This is a genomic window from Faecalimicrobium dakarense (assembly GCF_000499525.1).
Taxonomy (GTDB): domain Bacteria; phylum Bacillota; class Clostridia; order Peptostreptococcales; family Peptostreptococcaceae; genus Faecalimicrobium; species Faecalimicrobium dakarense.
In genome coordinates, this window is record NZ_HG529336.1 from 1 (window position 1) to 17,939 (window position 17,939).

Genomic DNA, 17,939 nt, shown 5'->3' on the forward strand with positions numbered 1-17,939 from the left:
GCGTAAATAACTTACGCCCTATCTTTTTTTTATATATTTTCAATAAGATTTTTTGAATCATTATTTGAATTGTTATAATAATAGATATAATCTATAACTTTACCACTTATAGTTACAGCTATTAAAGAGTAAAATACATCAAATACTGATAAATATAAAAGTGATAAAATTAATATACAAACATCTCCTAATAAATACACCTGACCAACATTTAAAGATGTAGTCTTAGCAATAACTAATGCTAAAGCATCATCGCCTCCAGCAGCAGCACCCGCTTTAACGATAAGTCCTACCCCAACACCAACGCTTATTCCTGCAAGTATAGTAGATAAAAACATACTATCAATTTTGGGTACAAGTGGCCCTATAGCTTCAAACCAATCATACATAAATGAAAAACTTAATGATGCAATTATAGAATATATAAAGAATTTTTTACCAAAGAATTTATATCCTATTAAAAGAAGTGCTCCATCAATTACTATATTTGCTAGTGCTGGTTGTATATTGAATAGATTCTTTAACAGTAGTAAAAGTCCTAACACTCCACCTTCTGTTATATTGTTTAAATAATAAAAATTGTAAAAACCAAATGCTAATATAAATGATCCTAAAAGTATAAGCCCTATGGTTTTTAAAAGTCGCCGATCGGCCATAATATCCCTTCCTTTTTCTTAATTTACTTTATTATATTAGATAAATATAGCTTTGTATACACGACTTTTTGAAACTTAAAATTATACTATTTTTTTTATTTTTTTTCAATGATTTTTTAATCATTTTTTTATTTTTTATATTTCCATATCTACACTTAAGTATTTTCAACTATTTCACATATATCACTTTTTCAAAAAGTTTATATTAATACTTTTTATATTTAGTATAAATAAATCCATGTTTATATAATTTTTTTATTTGTTTAGAAATACTATCCTTTGTACTAACCCTTTTTATATAGTTATGATTTAAACATATATATATTTGGTATATAATATTTATTATTATAAAATAAGAGGTGAACAACATTGATAACTATAATTTCTCCAACTACAACTATGAATTTTGATAAAAATATAAAATTGAATAAATCTTCAACACCTATTTTCTCCGATGAAGTTGATTATCTTATAAATTTATTAAAAATGCTACCAATCTCTGATATAAAAAGTTTAATGAACCTAAGTGATGAATTATCAAATTTAAACTTTAATAGATATTCAAACTTTAATAAATCTGATAACAAAAGACTGCAAAGTATACTTGCTTTTGATGGTGAAGTATTTAGCTCTATGAATGTTTCAAGTTTTAATAATCTTGATATTGATTTTGCAAATAAATCATTAAGAATTCTGTCTGGACTTTATGGAATTTTAAGTCCACTAGATATGATACAGCCTTATAGGCTTGAAATGAAGGCAAAACTTGACAATAATTGCGGAAAAGATTTATATAAGTTTTGGAAATCCAAAATAACTAATTATATTATGAACGAATTAAAAAATCATGATAATCCAGTCTTAGTTAACTTAGCTTCTTCCGAGTATATTAAATGCATCGACTTAAAGCTTCTAAAGCAATCTTATAAGTTTGTAGACATTGTATTTAAAGAATACAATTCTATTGATGATACATACAAAGTAAAGGGGCTTTATGCTAAAAAGGCTCGCGGATATATGGTTGAGTATATTGTAAAGAACAAAGTTAATAATATAGAAACTCTTAAGTTCTTTAATAAGGAAGGATATAAATTTAATCCTGATTTATCTAGTGATGAAGTGTTTACATTTACTCGATAAATATAAAATTTTATATTTTTAGTATATAAAAAAGACTATAAAAATTCATAGTCTTTTTTATATCAATTACTATCTACAACAGCATTTGTGACATTTACAGCAATCATGATTTCTATCTCTCTTGCAACAGCAATCATGATCTCTATCTCTCTTGCAACAGCAATCATGATCTCTATCTCTCTTGCAACAGCAGTCATGATCTCTATCTCTATTGCAACAGCAGTCATGGTCTCTATCTCTATCTCTATCGCAGTTATGTCTTTCATCGAATCGAGGATCATCGAAACTTAGTATACAATCTTCGCCAAATTCATTAAATCTATCAAATTCATTAAACTCGTTAAATTCATTAAATTCATTAAATTGTCTCCAAGCTTCTCTTGTAGCTTCCATTTCTCTTTGATCTATAAAATTATTATTATTGTTGCTTGATATTCTTCTTCTTCTAGATTCACAACCAAAATCTCTACTCATAATAATACATCTCCATTTAATATTATTTTATGAGAAATATTTCTCATATAATATACTATGAAAATAATCATTACAAGTTACATTTTTTTCTTTTTTTCTACATTTTGCTTTAATTATCTATTATTTTTTCTAGAATATAATCTTGCATTTACTTCAGATCCAATTAATATTGCCCAACTACTTAAATAAATCCACGTTATAAGTACAATTATTCCACCTATACTTCCATATATAACCTCATAGTTTGCAAAATAATTTGAATAATAAGAGTAAAAAAATGACACTAAAATCCATCCAAATGTTGCTACTATAGCTCCCGGAATAGATTCTTTTGTGCTTACTTTTTTATTTGGTGTATATTTATATAAATTCATAAGTATTAAAATTATAGTTATTATTCCTATTGTATACCTGCATATATCCCATATATTAATAAATATATTGTCTAATCCTATAAGATCAAATAAAAAGTACCCTATTTTTTCTCCATAAACTAAAAATATCATTGATGAAAAAATCAAAAGTAAAAGCCCAACCGTAAATAATAACCCTATTATAAACACCTTTATATATGATCTAGTTTCTTTTACTCCATATGACTTATTAGCGCCTCTTATTATAGCTCTTACGGCTCTTGATGATGTCCAAACTGTAAGAAAAAAACTCATTATAATAAAGCTTATGCTCTTATTATCTCTAGCTGAATTTATTATTGTTAATACTATTACAAATGCACTTTCAGGCATTATATTTTCGACTAAACCTATATATTTATTTAAATGAAGTATTGGTATATATACTATACTACTTATGGTAAACATCAAAAATGGAAAGAGAGATAGCATTAAATAAAAAGACATCTCCGCTGCCTTTGAATTTATTTCACTATAATTTGATTCTTGTATTATATTTCTAATACTTTTTTTATCTACCTTTACCATAAAATTCCTCCTTTCTTAGATGTTTGCCTTATATTTTTTATAAGTATTCGTAAATAATTATGATTAACATCTTTTATATATGATAATTATTTATATTAAAGATATATCCTTATTATATCAGTATATAATTTTAACATAAAAAGGATATAACTTAAGTTATATCCTTTTATGTTTTACATTAACTTTTCTATAGTGTTCTCTATATAAGCTTTTATTCCTTTTATTTTCTCATTTGCTATATTTTCATCTTCACCTTTCACTGCTATATAAAATTTAAGCTTAGGCTCTGTACCTGAAGGTCTTATAGCAACCCAAGATCCATCTTCTAAGAAATACTTTAATACATCAGCTTTAGGTAAATCGTCTATTCCTTTAGAATAATCTTTACTATCAACTACCTTTATATTATTTATATCTTTTATATCATTTTCTCTAAAGAATAATATTATATCTTTTATTTTAGCTAAACCTTCTATTCCTTTTAATGTTAAAGATATTGTCTCTTCTTTGAAGAATCCATATTTATTGTAAAGTTCAATTAAACCTTCATATAAGCTCATTCCTTTAGAATGATAAAATGCTGCCATTTCAGATATTAGTAAAGATGCTACAACTCCATCTTTATCTCTAGCGTGAGTTCCTACTAAATATCCATAACTTTCTTCATATCCAAATACATAAGTATTTTCTTTAGTTTGTTCAAATAATTTTATTTTCTCTCCTATAAATTTAAATCCTGTTAATACATTTAATACATCTACATTGTTTGCCTTAGCAATATCAGCTCCAAATTCTGATGTAACTATAGTTTTTATAAGAGCAGGGTTTTCTTTTAATTCATTTTTTTCTTTTAACCCTTCTATTATATAATTAGTTAGCATTCCACCTATTTGGTTTCCTGTAAGTAATACATAATCTCCACTTGTAGTTTTAACAGCAACTCCTACTCTATCACAGTCTGGATCTGTTGCTATTACAAGGTCTGCACCTTCACATTTAGCAAGTTCAATACCTCTTTGTAAAGCTTTTTTATCTTCTGGATTCGGATAATCTATACCAGAAAAATTAGGATCTGGTGTTTCTTCTTCTTTAACAACTAATACATCTTCAAACCCTACCTCGTTTAAAGCTCTTCTTATTGGTACATTTCCTGTTCCACAAAGTGGTGTATAAACTATTTTAAAATCTCTTCCAACATTTTTTTACTAATTCAGGTCTTATTATTTGACTTTTTACAGCTTCTATAAAATTTGTATCTTCTTTTTCATCTAACATTATAACTAAGTTTTTATTCTCTTCAGTTAACGTAGGTATAATGCTATAATCATGTATACTATTTATCTCTTCAGTTATAGCACTTGCAATATGAGGCATAACTTGAGCTCCATCTTCCCAATATACTTTATACCCATTGTATTCAGTTGGATTATGGCTTGCTGTTATTACTACTCCTGATATAGCATTTAGGTTTCTAACTGCAAAAGATAATTCTGGTGTAGTTCTTAAGCTGTCGAATATGTATGCTTTTATTCCACATGCTGCTAAAGTATTAGCAGTTTCTATACAAAATTCCCTAGACATATGTCTATTATCATGTGCTATCACTACTCCTCTATTTTTTTCCTCTTCTGTAGTATTTTTTATTATATAGTTTGCAAGACCAAATGTAGCTCTTCTTACTGTGTATATATTTATTCTATTTCTACCAGCTGCTATTACTCCCCTAAGTCCAGCTGTACCAAATTCTAAATCCTTATAGAATCTATCTTCGATTTCTTTTTTATCCCCCTCGATTTTTCTTAATTCATTTTTAGTATTTTCATCAAAGTATGAATTATTTAACCACTCTTCATATTGCCTCACATAATCATTAATTTCAATCTCTCTTTGCTTTGTACACTCCATAATTTCAATCTCCCCTTCTTCATAAGCTTTTATATTAATTTTTATTAAATATCATTACTTTGTCAATCTAATTTTATAATATTTCTAATATTAAGTAAATATATTATAGCTTATACTTTAGTTAGTGACATATATATCAATTCTACGTCTTCCCCATTTATAAGCTTCACTATTGCTTCCCATGAATATATCTATTATATTACCTTTTATAGCCCCTCCACAATCTTCAGCCGTAAAAGTTTTATTAAATTGAGGTATATATACCTTTGATCCATATGGTATAATTCTTGGGTCTACTGCTATTGTTCCCCACTTAGGTATTGTTCCTGTAGATGTTATTCCATCTCCTGAATAAGCTGTAGCTTCTACACTTATACGTCTAGAATTACTTCCTCTAGATGCAACAATAAACTCTTCTTTTGCTCCTTTTTTTACTATTTTATCAACTGGGTCTTTTGATATATTTTCATTTATTAATTTTTTTTCTACCAATTTTCCATCATGATAAGTTAAGTCATATACTAATTCTTTTTTTCCTAGTTCTCCTTCTGCTTCTACCTCAGTTTTTCCTTTTAATAAATTTTTGTCATCTACTAATTTAACTTCAAAGGCTATATCTTCATATTCACGTTCTTGCTTTTTACTTATATCAATAACTTTTATTTTCATATTGTCAGTTAATTTTGAATCTAGACTTGGAGTTATCTTATCATTACTATCGTATTTTACGCTATTTTCATCCAATAAATCTTTAACAGTATTTTTAAATGTTGATACTTTCACTTCTTTCCCCTTAACAGTTAAGCTGATTTGTTCTTTATTAAAAACACAATATCCACCTAATGATAATCCTAATAAACATATACTTGTTAAACCTATCACTATATTTTTTTATACTTCTTGTCCATAATATTCTCCTCCTCATTTTTATAATAAACATAAAATTATAAACTTTATGAGCCTAAATATTTTCAGACTTTAATACGTTTTTATATTATATTAATGCACCGGTGAATTTATGTAACTAAATTGTAACTTTTGACTTTGGCATTGTCAATTTCTAATTTTGTCAAAATATAGTTCAATTTTATTTCATTATATTTTGTATAAAAAAACCTCCAACTATTATTTAGTTGAAGGTTTTATATATTAAGCGTTATTTTTATTAAACGTTTCTTTATCCATTTTTCCAAGTGAGTTACCAACTGTTATAGCTGTAGTAGTAGCTCCGTTTACATTTATCATAGTTCTACCCATATCTAATATTGGGTCTATAGCTATTATACCACCAGCTAATGGGAAGTATGAACCTAATCCAACACCTGATAAAACTACTGATACTGCCATTGTTGCAGTTCCTGGAAGACCTGCTATACCTAATGAACTTATAGTTATAACTACTAATAACATAACATAGAAGCTTATATCTTTATCTACTCCGGCCATATTCGCTATAGTTATAGCCATTAATGCAGGATATATACCAGCACATCCATTCATACCCATATTAGCGCCTAAACTTGCAGTGAAACTTGCTACACCTTCTTCAACACCTTGCTTTTCTGTTAATGCTTCTATAGTTACAGGTAATGTACCTAAGCTTGAACGAGAAGTAAATGCTAAAAGTAAAGGTTCTGCTGCATTTTTTATATAAGTTACAGGATTTAACCCATTTAAAGTTATTATTACTAAATGTATTATAAATAGTATTGCTACTGATACATATAAAGCTACTATAAACTGAACAACTGATACCATAGATGATAATCCACGAGCTGTTAAAGTATTTGCAAGTAATGCAACAACTGCATATGGCATAAACTTAATAACAGTCATAGCAACACTTACTATTATTTTATAAAATGCTTCTACTAAATCAACAAATGGTTTTATTAGTTCAGCATATTTTTTATTTAATCTCTTAACTGCAAGACCTAAGAATGTTGCAAATATTATTATTGCTACTATATTACCTTCAGCCATTGATGCTACTGGATTTGATGGTAACAATCCTCTTATAGTATCTACTAAAGGAGTTATTTCTCTAAGTTCTGGAGTTTCTATTCCAGCTACTTCTGCACCAACACCTAATTTCATAACATTACCAACTACTATACCTACTATAGCCGCAAGTGCAGTTGTTGCAAGTAACATTCCTAATGATCTAAATGTTAATGTTCCTAAGTTATCTCCATCACCCATATTGATGATAACTCTTAATATTGATACAAATACCATTGGAACAACTAACATTTTTAATAAATCCATAAACCCTGATCCAAATAATCCATACCATTTGCTTACTTCTTGTAACCAAGTCACTTTTGATGGGTCTTCTGGAAGACCTGCTACTAATTGTATTATGACACCTAATATAAGACCTATTATTGTTGCATAAATTGTTCTTGTTGAGAATTTAACTTTTTTCTTTTCAAATTGCTTAACAATAACAAATGTTCCTAAAAGTACAGCTATAAAAATAACTGTCTTAATGTCTGTAACCATAAGGAACTGTGATAAGAATGAACTTTCTCCCATTTTTCTCCTCCACGATGTGAAATTAAATTTTTAATGTTTTTTAAATAAACCCCATACCCTATTTGGGATTGTTTTAAGCTTAAATATTTTTTAACTAAATTCTACACTATAATACTTAAGTATAATTTAAATATTTAATAAATATCCTATAAATACGTTTTCCCTACACAATACAAAAGTATAATTGCTGTTAAATAAATATTTAACTTTTTTGTTAATTTTATTACTCTTACACAAATCATGATATATTATTAACAGTTTTGTGTCAATAATATTTTGACAATATTTTAAGTTTTTTTCTATTTTTCTATATTTTTCTAAAGTTTGCTTCCTTTTTTCTTAATTTTTGACTTGTATTTTAGTATTAATCCTTTATTTTACTTATTTTATCTAAACTTTTTAGTAATATTTCTAATTATCTATGTAATTTCATATTTTCTTATACATTTTTAACCTCTTTTAACTTAACCTTGCTATCTATCCAACTTAATATATTCTCTATAACTTCATCTTTATTTATTTCATTTAACATCTCATGTCTTCCCCCTTCATACAATTTACATGAGACATCCTTTACTCCTAAATCTATATATCTATCTTTAAGCCTTAAAACACCTTTACCATTTTTACCTATAGGATCTTTATCCCCTGACATAATATAAATAGGTAAACCTATTGGAATTCTTTTAAGATTTTCTTTACTTTCAATTTCTTTCAAGCCTTGAACAAAATCATAAAAGAACCCTGCCGTAAACAACACTCCACAAAAAGGGTTATTTATATACTTGTCAACCTCACCATTGTCTCTGCTTAACCAATCAAATTCTGTTCTTGATGGTTTAAATTTTCTATTGTTTCCACCAAATATTAAATTATCTAATTTCTTGCTTCTATATTTTCTCCCATACTTTTTTATTTCATTTGATATAACTATATCTGCTAAATTTAATATAAAGCCATGCTTTCCATTTGAACCTGATAATATAAGTCCATCTAAATTATTTCCGTATTCCATTATGTATCTTTGAGATGCAAATGAACCCATACTATGTCCAAATAAATATATAGGTAAATCTTTGTCTTCATTTTTTATTATATTAGTTAGTGTATTCATATCCTCAACTAAACATTGAAATCCATCTTTATCAGCTAAGTATCCTACATTATCTATGTGTTTAGCCGTTTTACCATGACCTCTATGGTCATTTATGTATACTTTATATCCATTCTTAGTTAACTTATCTGCGAAATACTCATACCTATCAGCAGTTTCTGACATACCATGAGCAATTTGAACTATTGCCTTAGGCCTTATTTCTTCATCCTCCCACTTATATACATTTATATCTAGATTTTCTTTTCCTTTAAATGTAAAATTCGTTACTTTCATAAACCATTCTCCTATCTTACTACAATAGTAAAATTTATATTTTTATATTATTGCTATGTAATTATATTTACCCATTTATATGAATCCATTATTTATAAATTTTATTATATCAAAATAGTTTTAATTATAAAATATTTAATTTCCTAACTATTTCAAACTAATTTTAATTATAAAAAAAGTAACTCTCCGTAAGTTAATATTACTAAAAAGTTACTTTTTTTATTTTTTTATACGCTTTATACGTTTTCTTTTTTTGTTTTACTATTTCTTCCACCAGTAGGTATGACAACTGTACCCCCTATTATACTTTCTTCTTCTGCTACAACGTCTTCTTCAGCTTGTTCTGTACCTAAAGTCCTTTGTATTCTCCCTTGAGTTGAAATAAGTGCAAGATCTGATGAAACCATTCCTAGAAAAACTATTAAAAGTGCTAAATCTACATCATTTAGTTCTTCTCCTAATGCGTATGATATTGTAGATGATAATAGTATAAAGTCTGCGTATGAAAAAGACGCTAAACCTAAACCTCTATCCTTCCCTGGATTGTCATTACAAGAATTATTATTTTTATTTCCAGTTTGTGATTTATTTTTATTATCCATAAATTTGCTTCGCTCCTTCACGGTTAGTATTATCGATATTAAATTATATTCAATAATACTTACTTTACTACTATAAAATGCTTTTATAATAAAAAATACCTTGTTAGGACAAGGCATTCTTACGTTACTTATGATATATCCCCCAAAATAGTTCTATAACTTCATCTTCTGGGGCTTTTGTAAATTTAGATACTATTATAAATAATACTAACGATATTAAAAGTGGTAATACTATTGTATGTGTTCCAAAGGGTCTAGGCCATACATAGCTAAATAATATGTAGCTTCCTATACCCGATATTATAGATACTATAGCTCCTTTGTCATTAGCTCTTTTCCAATATAATCCTAAAATTATAGGCCATAAAAATGTAGCTATTATCCCCGCATTTGCGTAAAGATTTAGCCATACTATTAAATCTGGTGGGTTAATGGCAACTATATATATTGCTATCCCAATAAGAGCCGTAGCTATTATGCTTATTTTACCGATTTTTCTTGAATTATCTTTTAAGCTAGGCTTTATATAATTTACTATTATATCATTTACTATCGATCCTGATGCTACTAAAAGTTGAGAATCAACTGTAGACATTATAGATGCAAGTGGACCTGCTAAAAGTATACCTGCTAGCACTGATGGAAAAAGCTTAGTTGTCAGTGTTGGAATAACTAAATCTCCTGACTCTATTCCTATTACTAAAGTAGATCCAAATGCTCCTACTAAATGCATGCCAAGTAATAAAATCATTGATACAACTGTCCCATACTTTATACCCTGATGTAAACTTTTAGTATCCTTATAACTCATCGCCCTTTGAGATACTGAAGGTATTCCAACTACTGCGAACCCTACTAATATCCAAAATGATGTTACCCAAAGTATAGTCATTTTTCCTTCAGTAACTCCAAATGGAGTTATCATACCAGGGTTAATCATAGCCATATTTTGAACAATATTTTCTACTCCTCCACCTGCTATAACGGTTGTTATAAATATCAAAATAGTTGCAATTGTCATTATTACACCTTGTATTGTATCTGATAGTGTTACTGCTCTAAATCCTCCAATTACAGTATGAACAATTACAGTTATACCAAATGCGGTTAGCGCAGTATTATAATCTAATCCTACTGAACCTTGTAACAGTCTAGCTGCCCCTACCCATTGTGCAGCCATTGCTGCTATAAAAAATACTACTATTGATATAGATGTTATTATAACAACTATATCTGATTTATATCTTTCTCTTAAAAAGTCTGTTATTGTAACTGCATTTATTTTTCTTGATATGATTGCGAATTTTTTTCCTAGCACCGCTAATGTAAAATATCCTGTTGGCATTTGAGCCATAGCTAAAAATACCCATGCTAGCCCTTCTGTATAAGCAGTACCCGGTCCACCTATAAAACTTCCTGCACTTAAATATGTAGTGACTAATGTCATTGCAAGAACAAATCCACCTAACCCTCTACCACCTGTCATATATTCATCCATAAATTCATTATTTTTATTGTTAGAATATCTTGCTTTATTTACAAATTTCATCGAGTAAAATCCTACAGCGAAAATTGCTATAAAATAAACTATTATAGGAATTAATACTCCAAAATTCACACTATCCATTAATCGAACTCCTTAGTATATTTTTCAATTTCTTCTTTCGTTAAACCTTCTAGAGACATATCTTTAAAATATTTATTTATCATAATTACAGTTAGTATAGAAAAAAGTATCCCTCCTACTATGCAACTCATAAAAAACCAAGTTGGAAATCCTAATATATATGTATACTCCGAAATAGGCTTCTTACCTAATCCATATCCCCATCCAAACCACCATATAAGGTTAACTACACCAAGACCTAATCCCATAATCGCTTCTTTATTGCATTGTTTAAATCTTGGGTCTTCTATAATTTTTTTAGATTTCATAAATATTCTCCTTTCTTTACTAGTATCCTAAAAATAGCTTATTAATTTATAAGTATAATTTCCTTTATTATAAATTAATAAGCTATTTTTTATACTTGTCTATAATAACATATTTTTATATATTTTGACTAATTTTGTATTTTGAATACAAAACCACCTTGTATAAGGTGGTTGATTAAAATCTAATTTATTTTTATATCTGACTCTTTGTTTAAATTTTCAATATGTTCTATATAAAGTTTTTTTAGTATTTCTTTATTTATATCACCTTCACTTTCTTTTATAGATTTTAATTTATCAATCTTATCATTAACTTTTACTATATGATACCCTTGACTAGTTTCAATAATGTTAGAAATCTCACCTTTATTTAATTTAAAAACTTCATTTGTAAACTCTATATTTTTATCTCCTTTATTAAAGTAACCTAATTGTCCACCATTTTTTCCACTTGATTTGTCATCTGAATACTCTTTTGCTAATTCTTCAAAACTTTCTCCATTATGTATTCTGATTAATATATTATTAGCCTTTTTTCTTAATGCTTCATTTTCTTCTTTATTTACTAATTTATTGTCTTTATCTAAATTAGATATTAAAATATGCGATGCATTTATTTCTTTAATTTTAAAGTCATTTTTATTTTGAAAATAATACTTTTGTATATCATCATTACCTATTTTTATCTTATTTTCAAAATCTAATTTATAATTATTTATGGTCATATCTTTTTTTACTTCTTCCATTAAGTATTCTTTATCTAAATTAAGTTCATTTATTAATTTTTTATATTTAATATTTTTATTTAAAGCATTTTCTATTTCTTTATATTTTAGTTCAACATCTTCTGATTTTGGCGTAAACCCTTCTTCTTTTGCCTTTTGATATAAAACTTCGTTGTCAATCATAAAAGATAATACATTATTTTTTATATCTTTATTATTTTTATTTTCTATTTTATCAACATAATTTATATCCTTATATTTATTTGTATGATTTATTATATCCATTGTTTTTTCATACTGTTCTTTTGTTATATTAATTCCATTTACTGTTGCAATATTTTTATTACTACAACCTATTATTGAGAAAGATAATAAACTAATCATCCCAATATAAAATGTCTTTTTCACTATAATGCACCTCATCTGTTGTATCTTTTTATGCTAACTTATTTATATAAATTTCCTATCCAAAAATTTTTAGGATCTTGACTTTGGCTTATAGGTAAGAGTTCATACCCTTGTTCTGATAAATACTTAAGTACTTTATCTAAGGATTCTACTGTTTGTTTTTTTTCATGAATTAAAACTACTATGTCATCCTCATTTTTAGAATACATTTTTACATTTTCTAAGATTTTATTTGAGTCAGACTTCCAATCTTCTGTGTCAACATTCCAATCCCAGACTTTATAATTTGCATCTACTAATGCTTTATATGATTCAGATGGTGTATATGGCTTACTTCCATAAGGTAACCTTACTAGACTAGATTCTTGACCTGTAATATCATAAAATGTTTTTCTATTTATATCAAATTCTTCCTTAGCAGAAATATTTTTTTTATACAATTTATGTATATCATGAGATACACTATGAAATCCTGCAGTATTTCCGCTTTCAACAATATTTTTAACTTGTTCTGGATAACTCTTCATGTTTCTATCTATCATAAAGAATGTTCCCTTTGCATTATATTTATCCAAGATTTCTATAATCCTATCTGTATATTTAGATGGTCCATCATCGATTGTTATATAGGCAACCTTTCCAGAACTTTTCATTGGTCCTTTATTTACTTCTTGCGTTGTATTATAGATAATTTCAGTTATTGTTGTATCTGATAAATTTTCATTTCTAAAATCTTTATGATTTTTGGTATAACCATATCCTATTTTTATGTTAGATGAAATTATTCCTAGTGTTAGTACTCCTGTACTTAAAAATATAATTATTTTTCCTTTATTTTTTGCCTCCATGGTTATGCCTCCATTTTATGTCTTAATTTATATATTACAATTTTAAATTTTTATTAAATTTAAATATACTTTGTATTTACTTCCTTTATATATTATTAGTCAATTTTTTTCTTTTATCAGTAAAATATAAAATTAAAAAAATAAATTATAGTATAAAAAAACTCAAAGCTAAATATCTTTGAGTTTTCTATAATTTGTTCTAAATTTATTTTTTTATTTTTTGTCATATAACTATATACTGGTATACCTATAGCTGTTATTATAAGTCCTCCAACTGATATCATTGTAGTCTTCATACCTGAGAATAGTAATTGGTTAATTACTACAAACGATCCACTGAATATTGCTATTAAAGGTATCACTGGATATAGTGGCACTTTATAAGGTCTATATAGATTCGGTTGTTCTTTTCTTAACTTCATAACTCCTATAAATGTTAAGACATAAAATATCCATACTGCAAAAACTGCTAAGTCAGTTAATAAATTAAATTGACCCGATAATGCATATAATGACGAAAGTGTTGCTATTAATATTAATGAGTTTGCTGGTACTTGCGAATTATTTAATTTTGAAAGACTTTTATATCCTGGTAAAGTTTTTTCATTAGCTAATGTATATGTTACTCTTGATCCTGTTAAAATAAATCCATTTAACGTTCCAAATACTGATATTAATATACCTATAGTTATAATTTTACCACCAACAGATCCAAATATCGCTTCTGCTACTGCTGCTGCAGGTGCTGAGTATTTAGCTAATTCACTAGCTGGTAACACCCAAAGATAAGCTAAATTTATTATTAGATACACTGCCATAACTACTGATAACCCACCGATTATAGCTTTTGGTAAATCTTTTTCTGGGTTTTTCATTTCACCAGCCAATGCTCCAACATTTATCCACCCATCATAAGCAAATAATATGGCTATTAAGACTTGTCCTAACACACTACCTACACTGACACTTTCTCCAACAAGTGGTTGTACTATTCCATTTTCTCCACTTCCTTTTATAAACCCAAATACCATTATAAGAACAAGCGGTATTAATTTACAAACTGTAGATACTGTTTGTATAGAACCGCCAATTTTAGAACCTAAAGTATTTAATCCAGCAACTATCATTATTATCCCTACTGCTATAGGTAATAATAATGAAGAGTTGCCTATTAAAGATGTAGCTTGTTCTGCAAATATAACTCCAAGAGCAGCTATTGTCCCTGGGAAAAATAAAACCGTCTGCATCCATCCAGTTAAAAATCCTAATTTATCTCCATAAATTTCTTTTATATATATCATCATTCCACCAGTTTTAGGTATCGCTGCAGAAACTTCGGCTGCTGTAAGACCTGCTGTTATTGTTATAATTCCAGCCACTATCCATGCTATAATTCCAAGTCCTGGTTCTCCTCCTGTCGACATATAAACTGACTGAGGTTTAAAGAATACTCCTGCTCCAATTACCATACCTACAACTGTAGATAAAGCAGCAGATAGCCCTAATTCTTTTTTAAGTTTTTCATTTTCAATAGATTGCCTATTTTCCATTTCCTTCTCCTTATTAAATTGTCATTTTTATTATATTTTTCTATTATAATATAAAATTTATATTTTTCAACATTTTACGACCTTTTATTTCCTTTCGTTAACAAAATAAAATAGATAGAGTAAATAAATTCACCCTATCTATTTTATAATTCATATATTAAGTTTTAATATTTCATTGATTTAATTATATCATCTATTTCATAACTAGCTTTTTCAATAGCCTCCGCTCTTTCTTCTTCACTAGTTCCAGTACCATCTACTAATAATTCTTCGAATTTTTTAATTCCTATAAATTTCATTATACTTTCTACGTAATTTAATCCTTTATTCATAACTGGCTTTAGTAACCAAGGTATATGTCCTCCTGATGATTGTATATATACCATACTTCTATCTATATCATTTAAAAGCCCTTCCGGTTTATCTTCATTAAATGTTATAGTTTCACCATCTTGAATTACGCAATCTATATACTCTTTAAGAGGTGCAGGAAATGATAAACTCCACATTGGTGCTGCAATTACATATACATTAGCTTCTTTAAATTGTTCACATAATTTTCTTATTTTTTCCACTTCTTTTTTATCTTTATCATCTAATTTATTTGCATCTTCTTCCTTTTTTATGCAGTTTCTCTTTTCAAAATATTGATATTCTAGTCTCGGTATATGTTGCTTATAAAGATCTATTTCTTCTACAGCAAAATCTTTATTTAATTCTAAAAATCGATTTATAAACTTTCTAGCTACATTTTTACTAGATGATAGGTTTTCTGGTTTTGAATTTACACTTATATATAGTAATTTTTTCATCGTATACCTCCATAAATAATCTTTATTTTATTATTATTTCTTAAATAAAATTTATTATTCCAAGAGTATGTCGCTTAAAACTTATCTTAAATCCTTTGTATCGCTTTCAATTGCAAATTCTGTATTTATATTTTTATTATAATCTTTCTTATCAGATTCATATCCTACTTTTGATATTTTATTATAACTTTTTAGTTCTATAAATAAAATTATACCTGTTATAAAAGTTGATATAAAATCTGATATTGGTTGTGCTAACCAGACACCATTTAATCCTATAAATTTAGGTAATATAATTATGATTGGTATTAATAGTATCACTTGTCTTAGTAAGCTTAAAAACATTGCGATCTTAGCTTTTCCTATAGATTGAATATAATTGCTTCCTGTTATAGATATACCTACTATAGGCATCATTAATAAATACATCCTAATTCCACTAACGGTTATACTCATAAGCTCTTCATCTCTATTAAATAAACCTATAATAACTTGTGGGAATAATTGAACAATAATAGTACCAAATAATAGTATTATTGTAGCCGCAATAAGCGACGCTAAGTAGGTTTTTTTCGCTCTAAGATATTTTTTCGCACCATAGTTAAATCCTATAATAGGTTGCGATCCTTGGTTTAACCCAAATATTGGCATTAAGAAAATCATACTTATTGAAGATATAGTTGTCATTGCTCCTATTGCCAAATCTCCACCATATACTTTTAATGCATTATTTGATATAACTTGAACTATACTAGCTGCAAGCTGCATAGCAAATGGAGATAATCCTATTGCAAATACTGATATAATTAATTTTTTTTCAAGTTTTAAGCTAGATTTTGTAAATTTTAAATTTGATTTTCCTGATAAATAGTAATTCAATGTTAATATTGCGGTTATAGCTTGTGATGTTATTGTAGCATATGCCGCTCCTTTTATTCCCATATTAAATATAAATATAAATACCGCATCTAGCACTATATTAGTAACACAACCAACCACCATTATTCCAGCTGAAATCTTAGGACTTCCATCTGCCCTAATTGAATGATTAAGAGAAAATGCTAAAAGGTTAAATATAGTTCCCATAAGTATTACATTTATATAGTCTTTTGCATAAATTAAAGTACTTTCACTCGCTCCAAATGATATAAGTATTTTATCTGCAAATGCTATACCTATGAAAGTAAGTATAAATCCTATAATTACTGCAAGGGTCATTGCATTTCCTATTAATTTTTGAGCCTCTTCTTTTTTACCTTGACCTAATTTAATAGATATATTTGTAGCTGTTCCTATACCTATTAACATCCCAAATGCTAATATTATGGTCATTATTGGCATAGTTATTCCAAGTCCTGTTATAGCTAATGGCCCAACTCCTGGTATATTTCCTATAAATATTCTATCTACTACATTATATAGTGCATTTACTAGCATACCTATTATTGCTGGTATAGAATATTTTAGTAATAATTTTCTTATAGGCTCTGTACCTAACACTTGTTGACTATCCATATTATTCCTCCTTTTTTATTAATACTTTTTAGTTGCATTAACAACTATTTCCTTAAAGTTAAATTATTTACATATATGAAACTCTTTTTTATGTTTAATTAATTTGTTTCGCTATTAATATAATATGCATCTTAATCATTTTATAATTACTATAATATTTGTAACTTTATATTGATAAATTAATTTTTAATATACTTTTATATGATATCTAAAATTTTTAAAAGTATATATGGGTTTGTTTTTGAAATACTATATAATATAAATATTTATTTTAAAGGAGTTAAATATATGAAAGATAATACTTATTTTACTGATAAATATGATGATCAGCATCAGCAAATAAAAGATAGTTTAGATATTATAGAAAGTACAGATAGTGAAACTACAGATATTGTAGATTTTAGAGTTATTAATAAAAATAATTCATATCCTTTAAAAAACAATAAAGATGATGATACAAACTTTGAAAGTAATCATAAATAAAAAACTACACACATAAG

Annotated in this window: 16 protein-coding genes and 1 pseudogene; 2 read left to right on the forward strand and 15 right to left on the reverse strand. The window is 27.1% G+C overall.

Going from position 1 to position 17,939, the window contains the following annotated elements; genetic code table 11:
* Positions 1–29: 29 nt before the first annotated feature.
* On the reverse strand, positions 30–656 hold the full coding sequence (locus BN899_RS09515; protein ID WP_042274911.1) for a YitT family protein: 627 nt from the start codon (positions 654–656) through the stop codon (positions 30–32).
* A 369-nt stretch (positions 657–1,025) separates the two neighbouring features.
* Here BN899_RS09515 and yaaA point away from each other — a divergent pair, with 369 nt between their 5' ends.
* Positions 1,026–1,796: a peroxide stress protein YaaA gene (gene yaaA, locus BN899_RS09520; RefSeq protein WP_042274912.1), complete on the forward strand. Its 771-nt coding sequence runs from the start codon at positions 1,026–1,028 to the stop codon at positions 1,794–1,796.
* A gap of 69 nt (positions 1,797–1,865) precedes the next feature.
* Here the strand turns inward: yaaA and BN899_RS09525 are convergent, their stop codons facing one another.
* From BN899_RS09525 to BN899_RS09590, 14 genes and pseudogenes are all read right to left on the reverse strand, one after another.
* Positions 1,866–2,270, reverse strand: coding sequence for a hypothetical protein (locus BN899_RS09525; RefSeq protein ID WP_042274913.1), 405 nt, complete (start codon positions 2,268–2,270; stop codon positions 1,866–1,868).
* A gap of 113 nt (positions 2,271–2,383) precedes the next feature.
* Positions 2,384–3,211: a YihY/virulence factor BrkB family protein gene (locus BN899_RS09530; RefSeq protein ID WP_042274914.1), complete on the reverse strand. Its 828-nt coding sequence runs from the start codon at positions 3,209–3,211 to the stop codon at positions 2,384–2,386.
* 173 nt (positions 3,212–3,384) lie between these two features.
* Positions 3,385–5,116: pseudogene (locus tag BN899_RS20820) on the reverse strand (phospho-sugar mutase).
* Positions 5,117–5,233: 117 nt separating this feature from the next.
* Positions 5,234–5,998, reverse strand: coding sequence for a 3D domain-containing protein (locus BN899_RS09540; protein ID WP_242824141.1), 765 nt, complete (start codon positions 5,996–5,998; stop codon positions 5,234–5,236).
* Positions 5,999–6,265: 267 nt separating this feature from the next.
* Complete coding sequence (locus BN899_RS09545; protein WP_042274916.1) at positions 6,266–7,654, reverse strand: cation:dicarboxylate symporter family transporter; 1,389 nt, start codon at positions 7,652–7,654, stop codon at positions 6,266–6,268.
* A gap of 439 nt (positions 7,655–8,093) precedes the next feature.
* Positions 8,094–9,044, reverse strand: coding sequence for an alpha/beta hydrolase (locus tag BN899_RS09550; protein WP_042274917.1), 951 nt, complete (start codon positions 9,042–9,044; stop codon positions 8,094–8,096).
* 236 nt (positions 9,045–9,280) lie between these two features.
* Positions 9,281–9,646 carry a hypothetical protein gene (locus BN899_RS09555; protein WP_042274918.1) on the reverse strand — a complete coding sequence of 122 codons (366 nt, stop codon included), beginning with the start codon at positions 9,644–9,646 and terminating at the stop codon, positions 9,281–9,283.
* 124 nt (positions 9,647–9,770) lie between these two features.
* Positions 9,771–11,273, reverse strand: a complete 1,503-nt coding sequence (gene panF / locus BN899_RS09560; RefSeq protein ID WP_042274919.1) for a sodium/pantothenate symporter — start codon at positions 11,271–11,273, stop codon at positions 9,771–9,773.
* Positions 11,273–11,581 (reverse strand): YhdT family protein, encoded by a 309-nt coding sequence (locus BN899_RS09565; protein ID WP_042274920.1) that lies wholly within the window; start codon positions 11,579–11,581, stop codon positions 11,273–11,275. The genes panF and BN899_RS09565 overlap by 1 nt, the downstream gene beginning before the upstream one ends.
* A gap of 182 nt (positions 11,582–11,763) precedes the next feature.
* On the reverse strand, positions 11,764–12,714 hold the full coding sequence (locus BN899_RS09570) for a peptidylprolyl isomerase (RefSeq protein ID WP_042274921.1): 951 nt from the start codon (positions 12,712–12,714) through the stop codon (positions 11,764–11,766).
* A gap of 38 nt (positions 12,715–12,752) precedes the next feature.
* The gene (locus BN899_RS09575; RefSeq protein ID WP_042274922.1) at positions 12,753–13,562 is read right to left on the reverse strand and encodes a polysaccharide deacetylase family protein; all 810 of its coding nucleotides are present in this window, start codon (positions 13,560–13,562) and stop codon (positions 12,753–12,755) included.
* 116 nt (positions 13,563–13,678) lie between these two features.
* Positions 13,679–15,112 carry an APC family permease gene (locus BN899_RS09580; protein WP_242824142.1) on the reverse strand — a complete coding sequence of 478 codons (1,434 nt, stop codon included), beginning with the start codon at positions 15,110–15,112 and terminating at the stop codon, positions 13,679–13,681.
* Between the two features lie 164 nt (positions 15,113–15,276).
* On the reverse strand, positions 15,277–15,924 hold the full coding sequence (locus BN899_RS09585) for an FMN-dependent NADH-azoreductase (RefSeq protein ID WP_042274923.1): 648 nt from the start codon (positions 15,922–15,924) through the stop codon (positions 15,277–15,279).
* Between the two features lie 81 nt (positions 15,925–16,005).
* Positions 16,006–17,439 (reverse strand): MATE family efflux transporter, encoded by a 1,434-nt coding sequence (locus tag BN899_RS09590; protein ID WP_042274924.1) that lies wholly within the window; start codon positions 17,437–17,439, stop codon positions 16,006–16,008.
* A gap of 288 nt (positions 17,440–17,727) precedes the next feature.
* Here BN899_RS09590 and BN899_RS09595 point away from each other — a divergent pair, with 288 nt between their 5' ends.
* A complete protein-coding gene (locus BN899_RS09595; RefSeq protein ID WP_042274925.1) occupies positions 17,728–17,922 on the forward strand; it encodes a hypothetical protein in 195 nt (64 codons plus the stop codon).
* The last annotated feature ends 17 nt before the right edge of the window (positions 17,923–17,939 follow it).

Coding starts and splice junctions, on each gene's coding strand:
- BN899_RS09515 (WP_042274911.1), bottom strand. CDS start 656: ATGGCCGATCGGCGACTTTTAAAAACCATAGGGCTTATACTTTTAGGA.
- BN899_RS09525 (WP_042274913.1), bottom strand. CDS start 2,270: ATGAGTAGAGATTTTGGTTGTGAATCTAGAAGAAGAAGAATATCAAGC.
- BN899_RS09530 (WP_042274914.1), bottom strand. CDS start 3,211: ATGGTAAAGGTAGATAAAAAAAGTATTAGAAATATAATACAAGAATCA.
- BN899_RS09545 (WP_042274916.1), bottom strand. CDS start 7,654: ATGGGAGAAAGTTCATTCTTATCACAGTTCCTTATGGTTACAGACATT.
- BN899_RS09550 (WP_042274917.1), bottom strand. CDS start 9,044: ATGAAAGTAACGAATTTTACATTTAAAGGAAAAGAAAATCTAGATATA.
- BN899_RS09555 (WP_042274918.1), bottom strand. CDS start 9,646: ATGGATAATAAAAATAAATCACAAACTGGAAATAAAAATAATAATTCT.
- panF (WP_042274919.1), bottom strand. CDS start 11,273: ATGGATAGTGTGAATTTTGGAGTATTAATTCCTATAATAGTTTATTTT.
- BN899_RS09565 (WP_042274920.1), bottom strand. CDS start 11,581: ATGAAATCTAAAAAAATTATAGAAGACCCAAGATTTAAACAATGCAAT.
- BN899_RS09575 (WP_042274922.1), bottom strand. CDS start 13,562: ATGGAGGCAAAAAATAAAGGAAAAATAATTATATTTTTAAGTACAGGA.
- BN899_RS09580 (WP_242824142.1), bottom strand. CDS start 15,112: ATGGAAAATAGGCAATCTATTGAAAATGAAAAACTTAAAAAAGAATTA.
- BN899_RS09585 (WP_042274923.1), bottom strand. CDS start 15,924: ATGAAAAAATTACTATATATAAGTGTAAATTCAAAACCAGAAAACCTA.
- BN899_RS09590 (WP_042274924.1), bottom strand. CDS start 17,439: ATGGATAGTCAACAAGTGTTAGGTACAGAGCCTATAAGAAAATTATTA.
- BN899_RS09595 (WP_042274925.1), top strand. CDS start 17,728: ATGAAAGATAATACTTATTTTACTGATAAATATGATGATCAGCATCAG.